At 70.4% G+C, this 15,604-nt stretch carries 11 protein-coding genes; 5 read left to right on the top strand and 6 right to left on the bottom strand.

From position 1 onward, the window contains the following. Positions 1-22 precede the first annotated feature (22 nt). The 4 genes from OG276_RS22720 to OG276_RS22735 form a co-directional block, all read right to left on the bottom strand. Positions 23-1,420: an aminotransferase class III-fold pyridoxal phosphate-dependent enzyme gene (locus OG276_RS22720; RefSeq protein ID WP_323182360.1), complete on the bottom strand. Its 1,398-nt coding sequence runs from the start codon at positions 1,418-1,420 to the stop codon at positions 23-25. Continuing rightward, the gene (locus OG276_RS22725; protein WP_266908188.1) at positions 1,389-2,597 is read right to left on the bottom strand and encodes an NAD/NADP octopine/nopaline dehydrogenase family protein; all 1,209 of its coding nucleotides are present in this window, start codon (positions 2,595-2,597) and stop codon (positions 1,389-1,391) included. The genes OG276_RS22720 and OG276_RS22725 overlap by 32 nt, the downstream gene beginning before the upstream one ends. 17 nt (positions 2,598-2,614) lie before the next feature. Further along, the gene (locus OG276_RS22730; RefSeq protein ID WP_266908190.1) at positions 2,615-3,535 is read right to left on the bottom strand and encodes a TauD/TfdA family dioxygenase; all 921 of its coding nucleotides are present in this window, start codon (positions 3,533-3,535) and stop codon (positions 2,615-2,617) included. A 198-nt stretch (positions 3,536-3,733) separates the two neighbouring features. Further along, positions 3,734-4,699 carry a TauD/TfdA family dioxygenase gene (locus OG276_RS22735; protein WP_266908192.1) on the bottom strand — a complete coding sequence of 322 codons (966 nt, stop codon included), beginning with the start codon at positions 4,697-4,699 and terminating at the stop codon, positions 3,734-3,736. 1,192 nt (positions 4,700-5,891) lie between these two features. Here OG276_RS22735 and OG276_RS22740 point away from each other — a divergent pair. Beyond that, positions 5,892-6,734, top strand: a complete 843-nt coding sequence (locus OG276_RS22740; protein ID WP_266908194.1) for a MurR/RpiR family transcriptional regulator — start codon at positions 5,892-5,894, stop codon at positions 6,732-6,734. 79 nt (positions 6,735-6,813) lie between these two features. Here OG276_RS22740 and OG276_RS22745 read toward each other — a convergent pair whose 3' ends face one another. Then, positions 6,814-8,007: an NAD(P)/FAD-dependent oxidoreductase gene (locus tag OG276_RS22745; protein WP_266908196.1), complete on the bottom strand. Its 1,194-nt coding sequence runs from the start codon at positions 8,005-8,007 to the stop codon at positions 6,814-6,816. Positions 8,008-8,113: 106 nt separating this feature from the next. Here OG276_RS22745 and OG276_RS22750 point away from each other — a divergent pair, with 106 nt between their 5' ends. Next, the gene (locus OG276_RS22750; protein ID WP_266908198.1) at positions 8,114-8,698 is read left to right on the top strand and encodes a TetR/AcrR family transcriptional regulator; all 585 of its coding nucleotides are present in this window, start codon (positions 8,114-8,116) and stop codon (positions 8,696-8,698) included. Between the two features lie 1,112 nt (positions 8,699-9,810). Here OG276_RS22750 and OG276_RS22755 read toward each other — a convergent pair. Then, a complete protein-coding gene (locus tag OG276_RS22755) occupies positions 9,811-11,211 on the bottom strand; it encodes a diaminopimelate decarboxylase (RefSeq protein ID WP_266908200.1) in 1,401 nt (466 codons plus the stop codon). Between the two features lie 104 nt (positions 11,212-11,315). On the opposite strand from OG276_RS22755, the gene hutU reads away from it, so the two are divergent. The 3 genes from hutU to OG276_RS22770 are packed head-to-tail and all read left to right on the top strand — an operon-like array spanning position 11,316 to position 15,567. After that, positions 11,316-12,980 (top strand): urocanate hydratase, encoded by a 1,665-nt coding sequence (gene hutU / locus OG276_RS22760; protein WP_266908202.1) that lies wholly within the window; start codon positions 11,316-11,318, stop codon positions 12,978-12,980. A gap of 35 nt (positions 12,981-13,015) precedes the next feature. Beyond that, positions 13,016-14,221: an allantoate amidohydrolase gene (locus OG276_RS22765; protein ID WP_266913032.1), complete on the top strand. Its 1,206-nt coding sequence runs from the start codon at positions 13,016-13,018 to the stop codon at positions 14,219-14,221. Next, positions 14,212-15,567 carry a formimidoylglutamate deiminase gene (locus OG276_RS22770; RefSeq protein ID WP_266908204.1) on the top strand — a complete coding sequence of 452 codons (1,356 nt, stop codon included), beginning with the start codon at positions 14,212-14,214 and terminating at the stop codon, positions 15,565-15,567. The genes OG276_RS22765 and OG276_RS22770 overlap by 10 nt, the downstream gene beginning before the upstream one ends. Positions 15,568-15,604: the final 37 nt, after the last annotated feature.

Raw genomic sequence — 15,604 nt, forward strand, 5'->3', positions numbered from 1 at the left:
CGAAACCGGCCCGCGACGCGTTCTAGGCGAGTCGCGGACTGACGGCCGAGACGGCCTGCATGGCGCTCTCCAGGGCAGTCAGGAAGGACTCGTCGGTCTCTGTTGTCTGCGGCAGCGACAGGGTGACGAAGCCGCTCTTGCCGATGTAGATGCCGCGTTCCAGCAACTCGTGGAACAGGAGCTCCACCGGCCGCCGGTCCGTGCCGGCCAGGTCCGAGGCGCGGTCGACGGACACGTCGGTGGGGTGGATCCCCATGAGGGACCCCCAGCCGGTGGCCTGGAATCCGTGGCACCGCAGCAGGGTGTCGGCACGCTTCCGCAGCTCTTCGCCACGCTCGAACAGCCCGTCGAGGGCCGCCCGCGTCAGTACGGTGCCCAGCATGGCCGAACTGGCCGCCATGGAGAACCGGTTGTTGTTGAAGGTGCCCGAGTGGTCGTAGGACCGCTCCCCGCCCCGCGCGATCTGAAGCATCAGCTTCTCCGCACCACCGACCACGCCGAATCCGAACCCGCCGCCGATGTACTTGCCCAGAGTCGTCAGGTCGGGGCGGACACCGAGCAGCGACTGGGCCCCGCCGTACGACATGCGGGAGGTCTGAACCTCGTCGAAGACGAGCACGGACCCGTTCTCGTCACAGAGCGCCCTGAGCCCCTTCAGGAAATCCGGAGCTGCCTGGATGCGCCCCCCGGAACCCAGCATCGGCTCCACCAGCACGCACCCGATCTGCTCGGGCCACTGACGGAATGCCTCGCGCACGGACTCGAGGTCGTTGTAGTCGCAGATGACGGAGTCGAAGGGAACGTTCAGGGACGGGCGCCCACGGCTGAAGCTGAGGAAGCCACCGTGGTATCCGCCGTCGAACACCAGGAGCTTGTTCCGCCCGGTCGACTTCAGGGCGAGTGAGATCGCCGCCAGATTGGCCTCGGTGCCCGAGCTGGTGAACCGGACGAGGTCCATCGATTCGAAGCGCTCGCACAGGAGCCGCGCGACTTCGGCCTCTTCCGCTGCGACCGCCCCGAACGACCAGCCGTTCTCCAGGACCGATGCGACAGCTTCTCGTACCGCTTCGGGATTGTGCCCTGCGAGGCCGACGCTGTAATCGCCCAGGTAGTCGAGGTACACCTGGCCGTCGATATCCGTGAGATGACAGCCGGCCGCGGAGGCGACGGTGAAAGGGAAAGGATCGAAGTCCAACACGGACCGCGTTGTGCCCGAAGGGAGGAACATTCTGGCGTGTGCATGCTGCTTCTCGCTGAGCGGACGCTTCACGGCGTACCGCTGGTAGGAGCTTTCCAGCGCATTATTGATCATGGCACTCTTCATCATCGTCTCGGGTCCACGAGAACCCGACAAGCCTGTTTTTGACATGTGAATTGCGGTAGACGCGCTACACGAGCTGTGGAATGGCGGCAGCGCCATGTGGATGGTGGAGCAGCTGCTTTACGCCCTCGATGCCGGTGTCGATCTTCTCGAGGTAGGGCAGGTACATCGTGTAGTCCGAGGATTCCGCCCCGATGTCCTGCAAACCGGCCAGTACCTCGCGGAAGTATGCTTCCGTGTGCGGCATCTCCAAGCCGATCGAATCGGCCAGCCAGCGGATCGTGTAAAAAGCGGGAACGTCCTCCAGGAGAACCCGTGAATCCCGCAGCTCTTCAATGCTTCCGCTGGAGAGCGATCGGTAGATCCCGCGGCACGACTGCATCATCGCGTAGAAGGAGTCCTGCGGTGGGAGACCGTACTGCCGTTGGATGATCTCGGGGAACTCCTGCGCTTCGGCTCCGAGCTCGCGCGCCAACAGGACACGCTCCTTGTCGAGCCGATCGAGCCTTTCGGCGAGTGCAGGTGAGATGCCATCGATGTAGTGCGTGTACCTGATGCCCTTGCGCGTCTTCTCCAGGTTTTCCCGGGCAAGGGCAACCCCCACATGGATGATGTAACCCAGCGGATTGAAGAGCAGATCGATCCCGCCGCAGACATGCATGTCCGGCCAGGACGGTCTGCCGATCTGGTCGCCGAGCGGGAACATGCGGCGCAGTGCGGCCAGCGCAGCTTCCGGAGCAAGGGAGTAGATCGCCACGTTCACGGAGATCTTGCGCTTGAACTGGACGCGCGATCCGATCACGCGCGTTCCGTAGAACGAGTCTTCGACAAGGATGACCGAAGTGTCCCGCAGATGGGGGGAATCTCTGATCCACTTCGCCAGGACAGGCTGTCCACCCTGGCCTCCGCGCACAAAGACGATCACCTTTCCCGAAAGGTCAACCGAATGCTCAAGGTGATCCAGAAGTTTCAGTCGGAGGTGCGGTATGTCGGGCACCGTCACGACGATGATGCCGGCGCAATTCAGCTTCCGGAGGCCTTCCGGGCTCCAGATCGAACCGAATTGACTCCTGGACAGTGAACAGGTTTCCGTCGAACCGGTCACGAGGTTTTCCATGACCAGCCTGGTCCAGTTCCTGCTGCGCTCCTCCATCGCGGTTGAATTCTCGATGGAGAGGAGATGGGTACTGAGTCCGTGGCGGGACTTCGTCAGTTCCAGGTCTGCCAGCAGGGTGAGGCCGACGTGTCCTGCGCCAATGATGACGATGTCAGACATCGAGCGAGTCACCTTCTTTAGCTGCTGAGCTGGACCATGCTGTTGCCGTGCCGTGCCGCGATGGCATCCGGCAGGACGTAGGACCGAAGGAGCAGCCGCTCGCACTTGCCCGGCTGGATCGTGTCCCGGCCGTGTACACAGTGGTCATTGGGAATCAGCACCGACTCACCCTTGAGGATCGAGATGCCGTACTGCCGGCCGACCTCGAGGGCGGCGCGGCTCAGCTCGGTCAGGGCCTTCGACGCCCGCTCCCGCTCGGAGCCGTCGAGGCCGGCGGCCGGGGTGTACGTGCCGAAGTTGAGGCGGATCACCGGAGGCTTCCCCTCTTCTTCCACGAGCAGCTCCATACGCCGCACCCGCTCGTGTCCCCAGGACAGTGCCGATCCCGAACGGGCCTCGAAGTGCCGGAGTCGCAAGGCGTCCTTGGTGTCCTCGGACAGGACCGCGAGCACGTCGCGCGCCGGCGCCAGGAGCGTCTTCGGGACCTCCCCGGCAGCCACGTGCGGTACGAGCACCAGCGTGCGCGGGCGGCAGTTGTCGCTCGCCCAGGCGAGGTCGTTGTGCATGCTCAGCAGGTCGGTGCCGGAGCTCTTCTCCGACGAAAGCGTGGTCGGCCGGATGTCGGTGATGTACGAGTGGTTGTACTCGGCGTACGCGACGCAGGTCCCGATCGCTTCTCCGAGCAACAGGCAGAGGATCTTGCTCTTCTCGACGTCGTCGAACTGCGGCAGGTTCCGCACGTGCACGGGGTCCCCACCTGAAGCGGTGAACGCTGCGTCCACGAAGGGGAGTTCACCGCGCACGTCGAGCTGCTGGCGTGCGTAGGAGAGATAGCGGAACTCGGTTTGGCCCGGGCAGTTCGCCAAGACCGTCTCGACGAGGTCGGTGAGACGGCTCTGATCCTCAAGCGTCAGGTCGAGGCTTGGCATGGTGCGCATGAAATGTCCTTTGTGCTGTGCCCATGGCGGATTGGTACGTCCATGGAGGTTCCGTTCGGCCTCGAAATCGGCCGTCATCGGAACGTCGGTGAAGGAGCGATGGCCGCCCGGTGGGGTCGCGGCCAGGGGGCGGCGCCCCGGCGGTGTTGGTCACGCCGGGGCGGGGACGGCAGTGATGGATGGTGGGCCTGGACGAGGTCAGGCGAACGCGACGAAGACCTGACGCTCGCCGCTGTAGGGCCGCCGGCCGTGCATCGCCGCGCGGTTGTCGACGAGAAGCACGTCACCGGCCTCCCACTGCACCGGCACCTCGCACTCGTTCAGCGTGCGCTGCACCAGTTCCATGTACTCGCTGGGGATCTCGCTACCGTCCCCGAACGTGGCGCCGTATCCGATCCAGGTCTCCCAGCGCTCCATGTCCGTCACATCGGGAACGGTGCTGGGGTCCTTGCGCCAGATGTGGGTCTGGTTGAACCAGGCCTGGCGCTTGTCCGCGCCGACTTCGAACGTGCCGGGTGTCCGATTGGTGGTCAGAAGGCCGAGCGGAGTCCACTTGGCGGACGTGTAGCTGGCCCGGCAATGCTCCATGACCTCGTCCTTCGAGTCTGTCTCGAAGGTCTCCGCCCAGGACTTGATTCCACTGGGATCGCCCACCGCGTTCGGCAGGTGCTGGATGTAGGTGACCCCGCGGTCCCTGAAGGCCTCCCGGACCTCGGGCGGAAGCTCCGCGTACACGCGGCGGCCGTCCACGATCGTGGTCGCCCCGCCTTCCTCGGCCACCACGCTGCATCCGAAGATGAGCGTCCCAGGGTGCCAAGGGGCGTAAGACAGCTCGTTGTGCGCCCTTACGGCACGGGTCTTGTCGGGCCCGGAAGCGTTGTAGACCAGGCCTCTTTCCGCGTGGCGAGGGGCATCGCCGCCCTTGTAGGCCGCGAGCTCACCGAGCAGGCTGCCGGCGGCATCCTCGAACTCGTCGATCGACAGCACGCCGAATCCGCGGAAGAGCACGGCTCCGGTTTCTTGGAGAAGGCGCCCTGCCAGCTCTCGCTGCTCGGGTTCGAGATGTGCCAAGATTTTCGCCGGGTTCGACTCTTGTTGAGTCAATTGAACAAGCGAAGGGAACCCGGATGTGAATGAAACTGTTCCCGCGGTAATGCTTTCCATGCCAAAGACCGTATTTCATAAATTCGGGGCGCGATCGTGACCGCGGCCGTTGTGTGCCGTATCCCGGCAAGGCGGTCGACTGCGGCCTGGCAAGTGCTTCGACCCACCAGCGGTGGATGCTCGGGCCGGCTGTATGTGCAGGAGCCACGCCATGGGGCGGCGAACCGTCCCTGTGCTCCGGCATCTTCGCCGGAGTCGGGTAACCCTCGAAGCCCATCCCCGCAGGGGGGCAATGGAGGGGTTTCCTTCATCTTTCAGTAAACCGAGTCGGCTGAATGCGGCAGCTGCGGCCGTCCCGCCTCCGTCACATTCGCCGAGCGCGCCCAGAGGTGCTCCATCCGGGTCCGCATCCCTGCGTGGTCATCCCGGTCGACCTCCTTGGGGTGTCGGTGTGTGGTCTGTTCCAGTTACGACTGCAACCTGACACGTTGAGTGATGGTGAGTCAACAACCTCTCTGACCTGCAATTTCCTGCGATCCACCTCCTTGCGTGCAACATCATCTTTGCTGGGTGATGTCCTGAGTGACCCTCAATGTGCCGAGGTGGGTCGCCACGTCGAGGCGGAGCCGACGGGGGACTCGGCGGGGGAGTCGCGATGCGACGGATGTGCCTCAACCTCATTCTGTTGTGGGCTCGTTGGCCGGTCGAGCCGGCGAGTGTCGAGTGCGCCGAGCGCGCGGAGTGCGCGGGCGATCCCTGTCGGGTGGCGTCATTCCGCCCACCGTCCTTGCGTGCGCCCGAGCTGCCGGATTCTTTACCCTGCATTGAATCGACGTCCGCATGGTGAGATATCGGCACTGTTGTGGCGGCGGAGATCTGTCGTGAATCCGGCCAAGGCCGAGCGGTTTCCCGTAATGCTCGCGTGAATCGCCTGATGGATTTGGTGACTTTATGGGGCAGGCGTAGCCCGTGAGGTGAAACCGGGGCGGGTCGGGCATTGCTGCACTTCAATGCCGACATCTCGCGGCAGGTTTGGCGGGGCGGGAGTCGGGGGCGGCGGCGATGTGGGCCGGACGGACCTCGGCTGTTCGTGGTCGCAACTCTTGTGGTTCCCGGGCCGGCTCCCGCTTGCCGTCCTGCATAGCCGCATGCAGAGTGCTCCGTGACTGAATATCCCATCGGTGGCCGACCGGCTGCCCGGCAGATGGGACGTACAGGATGTACGGAACTTAGGGGACGGAGGGGAAACAGGATGAGCGAGAGCCCTGCGGCCCGGCTGCAGAAGCTGTTCGAGGGGCACCGGCTGACGCCGACCCAGCGGCGCATCGCGCACTGCATGGTGCGCGGCGCGGCGGAGGTGCCCTTCCTGTCGAGCGTGGAGCTCGCCGAGCTGGCCGGGGTGAGCCAGCCGTCGGTGACCCGGTTCGCGGTGGCGCTGGGCTTCGACGGCTATCCCGCGCTGCGCCGGCACCTGCGCGAAGTGGCCCCCGCCGAGCGGGCCGCGGGCGGGGAAGAGGACGCGTACAACGAATACCAGCAGGCCGTGCAGGGCGAGATCGAGAACCTGCGCCGGCTCTCCGCGATGCTCGCCGACCCGGCGCCGGTGCGGGAGGCGGGGCGGCTGCTGGCCGGGTCGAGCCCGCTGCCCGTACTGGGGCTGCGCGCGGCCTCCTCGCAGGCGCGCGGGTTCGCGTACTTCGCCGCGAAGGTCCATCCGGACGTCCGGCTGCTCGACGAGGGCGGCTCGATGCTCGCCGACCGGATCGACGCGGCCGCGGGTGCCGGGGCCTCGGCCCTGCTGTGCTTCGCGCTGCCGCGCCATCCCAAGGAGGTCGCCGAGGCGCTGGAGCACGCGCGGGGGGCCGGGCTGAGGGTGGTCACGGTCGCCGATTCGGCCTTCGCGCCGGTGGCCCGCCACTCCGACCTGCTGATCCCGGCGCCCGTCGGCACCGGCCTCGCCTTCGACACGGCGTGCGCGCCGATGCTGCTGGGGCGGGTGCTGCTGGAGGCGATGGCGGACGCGCTGCCGGACGCGCAGGCGCGGCTGGAGGCGTTTGACGCGCGGGCCGCGGCGCGGGGGCTGTTCGTGGAGTAGGCCGCCGGCCGGGTGGGGCTGTGGTCGTGGGGCTGGGGTCGTGGGCCTGCGGTCGGGTGGGCCTCGCGCGGGGGCGGCCCTAGCGGTAGTTCAGTTCCGCCAGCTCCGTGGCCAGGCGCTTGTTCAGTGCCGGGATGCGGGCGAGGAGCGGGAGCAGGGTGTTGCGTACGGCGCGCAGGGCGGGGTTCCGGGTGGTGGCGATCCGGGTCATCCGGTCGGTCAGCGCGACCACGCGCAGGGCAACGGGGCGTCGGGTGGCCTCGTAGGCGTCGAGGGCGTCGTCGGTGCCGGTGCCGGTGCCGGTGCCGGTGCCGGGTCCGGTTCCGGTTCCGGTGGTGAGGGTTGTGGTGAGGGCGAGGCCCAGGGCGTGGCCGTCCTGGATGCCGGTGTTCATGCCCTGGCCGCCGGCCGGGCTGTGTACGTGCGCGGCGTCGCCGGCGAGCAGCAGGCGGCCGGCGCGGTAGTGGTCCGCGACCCGGTGGTGGACCCGGAACCGCGAGGACCAGACGACCTCGGTGACGGTGGCCTGGGCGGGGGCGCGGGCGTCCAGCAGGGCCTGGATGAAGGGCAGGCCGGGCTCGGCGGGGGCGTCGTCGACGGTGGCGACCACGCGGTAGCGGCCTCCGGGGAGCGGGGCCACCACGGTGAGACCTGCGGCGGCGAAGGTGAGGGAGACCTCGCGGGGGCCCGGGGTCCAGTTCATCGTGATGTCGGCGAGGACGAAGGACTCCTCGTAGGCGCTGCCGGTGAAACCGATCCCGGCGGCCTCGCGGACCGTGCTGTGCATCCCGTCGGCGCCGACGGCGTAGGCGGCGCGCAGGGTCTCGCCGGTGGCGGTGGTGAGGGTGACCCCGGCGGCGTCCTGGCTGACGGCGGTGACCTCGTACGGGCGGTGGACGTCGTGTCCGAGGGCGTGCAGCCGGCCGAGGAGCACGGCCTCGGTCTGGTCCTGGGGAACCATCAGGGCGTACGAGTGGGCCGTGGGCAGGCCGTCGAAGCTGACGGCGGCGAGCGGCCGGGCGCCGTCGCGGATCCGGAACCGGGTGACGGCCGTGCCCCGCCGGACCAGCTCGGCGCAGGTGGCCGGGTCGAGCTCGTCGAGGACCTCCAGGGTGCGGGCGTGGACCACGGCGGCGCGGGAGGTGTTGGCGCCCTCGGCCTGCCGGTCCAGGAGGACGAAGTCGATGCCGGCCCCGGCGAGGGTCAGGGCGAGGGTGAGGCCGGTGGGGCCGGCGCCGACGATGGCGACGTGGGTGGTGGCGGGGAGCGACATCTTTGTTCTCCTCCTGGATGCCAACGGGTGTTGGCCAACGACTGTTGACCTAAGGATGCGGTGGTGGAGGTGGCATGTCAACGGTTGTTGGCCTACGGTTGTTGGCATGACGCGAGACGGAGTGGCAGGGGTGGCGGGGGAGACCCGGGGCGGGCAGACCAAGGCGGCGATCCTGCGGGCGGCGCGGGAGCGGTTCGCTGCGCAGGGGTACGAGCGGACGACGATCCGCGGCGTCGCGGCGGACGCGGGGATCGACCCCTCGATGGTGATGCGGTACTTCGGCAGCAAGGAGCGGCTCTTCGATGCGGCCCTTGCGGTGGATCTGCGGCTGCCTGATCTGTCGGGGGTTGCGGTGGGGGAGCTGGCGCAGGTGCTGGTGCGGCACTTCGTGGAGCGGTGGGAAGGTGATCCGGCGGATGATGCGCTGCTCGTGCTGTTGCGCTCCGCGGTGACCAATGAGGCGGCGGCGGCGCGCATGCGGGAGGTTTTTGCGACCCAGGTCGCGCCGGCGCTGGCGGGGGCGCTCGGGGTGGAGCGGGGGCTGCGGGTGGCGGGCCTGGTCTCCACCCAGCTCCTGGGGCTGGCCCTGACCCGCTACCTGCTGCGGCTGCCCCCGATGACGGCGCTCTCGCCGGAGGCGGTGATCGGGGCGCTGACCCCGGTGCTGGAGGCGACGCTGTCCACCCCGTGATCCCCGGGCGGGGCCGGGGGTTCGCCTCAAACGCCGGCGGGGCTGTGTTGTGGCGGGCGTCTGTGTGTATGTGGGGCGGGCTGCGGTGGGTCGGTGCCGGGGCCGGGGTGGGGTGTCGGCCTGGACTGCATGATTTAGGCGCCCTCTGCTCTACTCCGACAGGGTGCGGGTTGCTCCAGCGCCACAAATCACGCTCTACGTCCAGGCCAACACCCCACCCCGTCCCCGTCCCCGCCCCGCCGGGCCCGTCCCCTCCGACTCCGGCCCCGCCGGGTCTGTCCCCTCCGACTCGGGCCCCGCCGGGTCTGTCCCCTCCGACTCGGGCCCCGCCGGGTCTGTCCCCTCCGACTTGGGCCCCGCCGGGTCTGTCCCCTCCGACTCGGGCCCCGCCGGGCCCGTCTCCTTCGGCCCCGCCGGGTCTGTCCCCTTCGGCTTCGGCCCCGCCGGGCCCGTCTCCTTCGGCTTCGGCCCCGCCGGGGGTTGAACTTTCAGCCGCCCGGAGCCGGATCCTTCCAGCCGTCTGGGCCATTCCAGCTCCGCCGGGGTTTGTCTTTTCAGCCGTCCGGCGTTTGAGGACCGGGGTCTGGGGCGGAGCCCCAGGGGTCCGGGCGCAGCCCGGGACCCCGCTTTCAGCCCGTCCGGCGTTTGAGGACCGGGTCCGGGCAGCGCCCGGGGGTATCCCCCAGCCCGTCCGGCGTTTGAGGACCGGGGTTCGGGCAGCGCCCGGGGGTATCCCCCAGCCCGTCCGGCGTTTGAGGACCGGGTCGGGCAGCGCCCGGGGGCATCCCCCAGCCTCGTCGGCGTTTGAGGCGCGGGTCCGGGCAGCGCCCGGGGAACGGTGGAAGGGCGGGTAGGGGACTTCGCCCCGCAGGGCCGCGCCACCCGCACTCGCCCACTGGCCCCGCGCAGCGGGTTCGCGGGGCTCGGCCCCGGGGCTGGCCGGAGGGCCGGGCTGCCGAGCCGGGCCCCGGGTCGGGCCCCCGGGTGGGGCCCCCGGGTCGGGCCCGGGTGGGGCTGCCGGGTCGGGCTCCCGGGTCGGGCCCGGGTGGGGCTCCCGGGGCAGGCTCCCGGGGCGGGCCTCGGGTGGGCTCCAGGGGGCTAGGGCCCGGGGGTCAGAGGAGGGCGTTCGGGGTGGCTGCGCCTGCCTCCGGGGGGATGGTGGAGACGGGCTGGGCCGCGCGGGCCAGGGTGAAGTGGACCTTGGCCGAGGGGGTCACCGTGAAGCCGTGTACCGGTGGGCGGGGCAGGCTGTTGTAGCCGTAGTGCGCGGTGAAGGCGTACGCCCCGGTGTCGGGCACGCAGACCAGGTCCCCCGGGGCCAGCAGCGGCAGCTCCCGCGCGGCGGCAAGGAGGTCACCCGCGAAGCACGCCGGCCCGGCGATGTCCTGGGCGACGAGGGGCCCCGTCAGCGGAGCCCCCTTCGCGGAGTAGGGGAGGATGCGCAGCGGCCAGGCCGCCGGGGCGTACACCGTGCGGGTGGCCAGCTGGACCCCCGCGTGCGTGAGCGCGATCGCCCGCCCGCCGGTGGTCTTCGTGTATTCGACGCGTGACAGCACCAGCCCGTGTTTGGCCGTCAGGGACCGCCCGAACTCCGTGACCAGCCCGTACGCCCCCGAGAAGAGCCCGGGGACGGCCGAGCGCAGCGCGCTCACGTACTCCGCGTAGGTGGGGGTGGCCGCGTCCGAGGTGAAGTTCACCGGGAGCCCGCCGCCGATGTCCAGGGTGTCGACCTGCCGCCGCCCGGCCGCCGCGTTGATCTCCTCGGCCAGGAGGTGGAGCTCCCGTACTCCTTCGGCGATCAGTGGGAGCGGGACCCCCTGGGAGCCCGAGTGGGTGTGCAGCCGGGTGAGCCAGGGCCGGTCCAGGTAGGCCCGTACGAGCCACTCGCGCGCGCCCGGATCACGCAGGGCGATGCCGAACTTCGAGGTGGCCGTGGCGGTGGAGAGGGCGTCGATGGTGCCGGCGCCGGTTTGGGGGTTGATGCGTAGGCCGATCGGGGAAGTGGTGGCCGTCGTCGCGAGGAGCGCGTCGAGGCGTTCCAGCTCCTGGCGGTTGTCGGCGTTCAGCGCGACGCCCAGGGCGAGGGCTTCGCGCAGCTCGGCGGCCGTCTTCGCGGGGGAGTCGAGGACGATGCGTTCCGGCGCGATCCCGGCCGCGCGGGCCAGGGCCAGCTCGCCGGGGCTGGCCACCTCGCAGCCGAGCCCGGCGTCGGCGAGCAGCCGCAGCACCGGGACGAGCGGGGCCGCTTTGACGGCGAAGGCGTGCAGGACGGGGGTGCCGGGGGCGAGGGCCCGGGCGAAGGCGCCGGTCAGGGCGGCGGCGGAGGCGCGGATGCCGGCCGTGTCGAGGAGGCAGAGGAGGGGCGTGTCCTCGTCGAGCAGGCCTTGCTCCACTGCGGCTCGTACGGCCAGGTCCCGTCGCCGGGCGGCGTCCTCGGCGGTGGGCTCGGAGGTGACCCCGGAGCCGTCCTCGGCGGAGCCTCCGGCGGCGTGCGCGTGTGCGTCGACTGCCATGTCCGTCATCCCATCATCCGGCGCGTCCGCCCGCAGCTGTTGACTGAATCTATTCAGGGAGTGAAGATGTGAATAGATTGACCAACAACGGAGGAGGCACCGCCATGTCAGGACCCCGCCCCGTACGTGCCGCGCGAGGTACCGAGCTGAGCACCCTGGGATGGCAGCAGGAGGCCGCGCTGCGGATGCTCCAGAACAACCTCGACCCCGAGGTCGCCGAGCACCCCGACAAGCTCGTCGTCTACGGCGGCACCGGCAAGGCCGCCCGCGACTGGCGCTCGTACGACGCGATGGTCCGCACCCTCCAGACCCTCAAGCAGGACGAGACGATGCTCGTCCAGTCCGGCCGCCCGGTCGGCGTGATGCAGACCCACGAGTGGGCGCCGCGCGTGCTGCTCGCGAACTCCAACCTGGTCGGCGACTGGGCCAACTGGGAGGAGTTCCGCCGCCTGGAGAACCTGGGCCTGACCATGTACGGCCAGATGACGGCCGGTTCGTGGATCTACATCGGCACCCAGGGCATCCTCCAGGGGACGTACGAGACCTTCGCCGCCGTCGCCGCCAAGAAGTTCAACGGGACGCTGGCCGGCACCATTACCCTCACCGCCGGTCTCGGCGGCATGGGCGGCGCCCAGCCGCTCGCCGTGACGATGAACGACGGCGTCGCCATCTGTATCGACGTGGACCCGCGCGCCATCGACCGTCGCATCGAGCACCGCTACCTCGATGTCAAGGCCGACAATCTGCGCCACGCCCTCCAGCTCGCCGTCGAGGCCCGTGACGCCCGCAAGCCGCTCTCCATCGGCCTGCTCGGCAACGCCGCCGACCTGCTCCCGCAGATGCTCGCCGAGGGCGCGCCGATCGACATCGTGACGGACCAGACCTCCGCCCACGACCCGCTCGCCTACCTGCCGGTCGGCGTCGACTTCGACGACATGGCCGACTACGCGGCCAAGGACCCGGCGGGCTTCACCACCCGCGCCCGCGAGTCCATGGCCACGCACGTCGAGGCCATGGTCGGCTTCATGGACGCGGGCGCCGAGGTCTTCGACTACGGCAACTCCATCCGCGGCGAGGCCCAGCTGGCCGGCTACGACCGCGCCTTCGCCTTCCCCGGCTTCGTCCCCGCCTACATCCGGCCCCTCTTCTGCGAGGGCAAGGGCCCCTTCCGCTGGGCGGCCCTGTCCGGCGAGGCCTCGGACATCCACAAGACCGACAAGGCGATGCTGGAGCTCTTCCCCGAGAACGAGTCCCTGCACCGCTGGATCAAGATGGCCGGCGAGCGCGTCCACTTCCAGGGACTGCCCGCCCGCATCTGCTGGCTCGGCTACGGCGAGCGCGACAAGGCCGGCGAGCGCTTCAACGAGATGGTCGCCGACGGCACCCTCGCCGCCCCCCTCGTCATCGGCCGCGACCACCTGGACTGCGGCTCGGTGGCCTCCCCGTACCGCGAGACCGAGGCCATGCTCGACGGCTCCGACGCGATCGCCGACTGGCCGCTGCTCAACGCCATGGTCAACGTGGCCTCCGGCGCCTCCTGGGTCTCCATCCACCACGGCGGCGGCGTCGGCATGGGCCGCTCCATCCACGCGGGCCAGGTCACGGTCGCCGACGGCACCAAGCTCGCGGGCGAGAAGATCCGCCGCGTGCTCACCAACGACCCGGGCATGGGCGTCATCCGCCACGTCGACGCCGGCTACGACATCGCCGAGACGGTCGCCGACGAGCGGGGCGTCCGCATCCCGATGCGCGAGGGCGACGACGCGTGAGCGAGGACGCCACGGCCGGAGCCTCGTTCCACGCCATGTGGGCCGAGCTCCGGCCCATCGGCCGGGACGCGGGCAGCGGCGGCTACCGCCGCTACGCGTGGACCGGCGCCGACGCCGACTGCCGGACCTGGTTCCGGGCGCAGGCCGAGGCGCGCGGGCTCGCGTACGAGACCGACCGCAACGGCAACCAGTGGGCCTGGCTCGGCACTGAGACATACAAAGACGTCCTGCCCGGTGACGCCGTCGTCACCGGCTCCCACCTGGACTCCGTCCCCGACGGCGGGGCCTTCGACGGCCCCCTCGGGGTGGTGTCCTCCTTCGCGGCCCTGGACGAACTCCGCAGGAGGGGAGCGGAGTTCTCCAGGCCCCTGGCCATCACCAACTTCGGCGACGAGGAAGGGGCCCGCTTCGGCCTCGCCTGCGTCGGCTCCCGGCTGGCCGCCGGGCAGCTGACCAAGGAGAAGGCGTACGAGCTCCGCGACGCGGACGGCATCAGCCTCCCGCAGGCGATGGAGGCGGCCGGATACGACCCGGCCGGCATCGGCGCCGACCCCGAACGCCTCGCCCGCATCGGTGCCTTCGTCGAACTGCACGTGGAACAGGGCCGGGCCCTGGACCTGTCCGGGGACCGGGTCGGCGTCGCCTCCGCGATCTGGCCGCACGGCCGCTGGCGCTTCGACTTCCGGGGCGAGGCCAACCACGCCGGCACCACCCGGCTGGCCGACCGCCGCGACCCGATGCTGACGTACGCGCAGACCGTGCTCGCGGCCCGCGCCGAGGCGGCCCTGGCCGGGGCCGTGGCCACCTTCGGGAAGATCTCCGTCGAGCCGAACGGGGTCAACGCCATCCCCTCCCTCGTCCGCGGCTGGCTCGACTCCCGCGCCGCCGACCAGGCCACCCTCGACACGGTCGTGACCGCGATCGAGAAGGCGGCCCGCGAGCGCGCGGACCAGGAGGGCATCGACCTGGATGTGGTCCGGGAGTCCTTCACCCCCGTCGTCGAGTTCGAGCACGCCCTGCGCGAGGAGATGAACCGGATCCTCGGCGGAGCCGTCCCCGTGCTCGGCACGGGCGCGGGACACGACGCCGGAATCCTCTCGGCGGCCGTCCCGACCGCCATGCTGTTCGTACGCAATCCCACCGGGGTCTCCCACTCCCCGCGGGAGTTCGCCGCCGAGGACGACTGCGTGGCGGGCGTCCTCGCCCTCGCCGACGTACTGGAAGGCCTCGCATGCAGGTGAAGGGGCACGTGCTGAAGACGTACTGGCTGGAGCACGCCTGGCTCGGCACCCATGTCGAGCCGGGCGTAGCCCTGGACGTATCCGACGACGGGCGGATCTCCGCCCTGCGGACCGGGGCCGAGACCCCGCCCCCGGGGGCCGAGGTCCTGCGCGGCCTGACCGTCCCGGGCCTGGCCAACGCGCACAGCCACGCCTTCCACCGGGCCCTGCGCTCGACCGTGCAGGTCGGCAGCGGCACCTTCTGGACCTGGCGCGACTTCATGTACAAGGTCGCCCAGAACCTCACCCCCGACAGCTACTTCGCGCTCGCGCGGGCCGTCTACGCCGAGATGGCGCTGGCCGGCATCACGTCGGTGGGCGAGTTCCACTACGTCCACCACGCCCCGGGCGGAGCCCCGTACGCCGACCCCAACGCCATGGGCGAGGCCCTGATCGCGGCCGCCGCCGAGGCCGGCATCCGCATCACGCTCCTCGACACGGCGTACCTGTCGGCGGGGTTCGGGAAGGCCCCCGAACCCCACCAGCTGCGCTTCTCCGACTCCACCGCGGACGCCTGGGCCGAGCGGGTCTCGGCCCTCAAGCCCCGCGAACACGCCCTGATCGGCGCCGCGATCCACTCGGTTCGCGCGGTCCCGGCGGGGCAGCTCGCCACCGTCGCCGCCTGGGCGTCCGAACGCCGGGCCCCGCTCCACGTCCACCTCTCGGAGCAGACCGCCGAGAACGACGCCTGCCTGGCGGCCCACGGCTGCACCCCGACGCAGCTGCTCGCCGACCACGGGGTGCTCGGCCCGCGCACCACCGGCGTGCACAACACGCACCTCACCGACGGGGACATCGCCCTCCTGGGCTCCACGACCACCGGCACCTGCATGTGTCCCACCACCGAACGCGACCTCGCCGACGGCATCGGGCCGGCCGTACGCCTCCAGCGCGCGGGCAGTCCGCTCTCGCTGGGCAGCGACAGCCATGCGGTGATCGACCTGCTCGAAGAGGCGCGGGCGATGGAACTCAACGAGCGCCTGAGCAGCCGTACGCGGGGCCACTGGACGGCGAACGCCCTGCTCACGGCCGCTACGGCGGATGGCCACGCGGCCCTCGGCTGGTCCGATTCCGGCCGCCTGGAGGCGGGGGCGCTGGCGGACTTCACCACGATCGCGCTGGACTCCGTCCGTACGGCGGGACCGCTGCCCCGCCTCGGAGCGGAGACGGCGGTCTTCGCGGCCTCCGCCGCCGATGTCCGCCACACGGTCGTGGCCGGCCGCCACATCGTCCGCGACGGCGCCCACACTCTGGTCGAGGACGTCCCGTCGGCCTTGGCATCGACCATCGCAGCCCTCCGCTCCTGACCCCCCTGCCTGCGGCGCTTCCCCCACCCCGCCCCTT

Source organism: Streptomyces sp. NBC_00086, assembly GCF_026343255.1.
GTDB lineage: Bacteria > Actinomycetota > Actinomycetes > Streptomycetales > Streptomycetaceae > Streptomyces.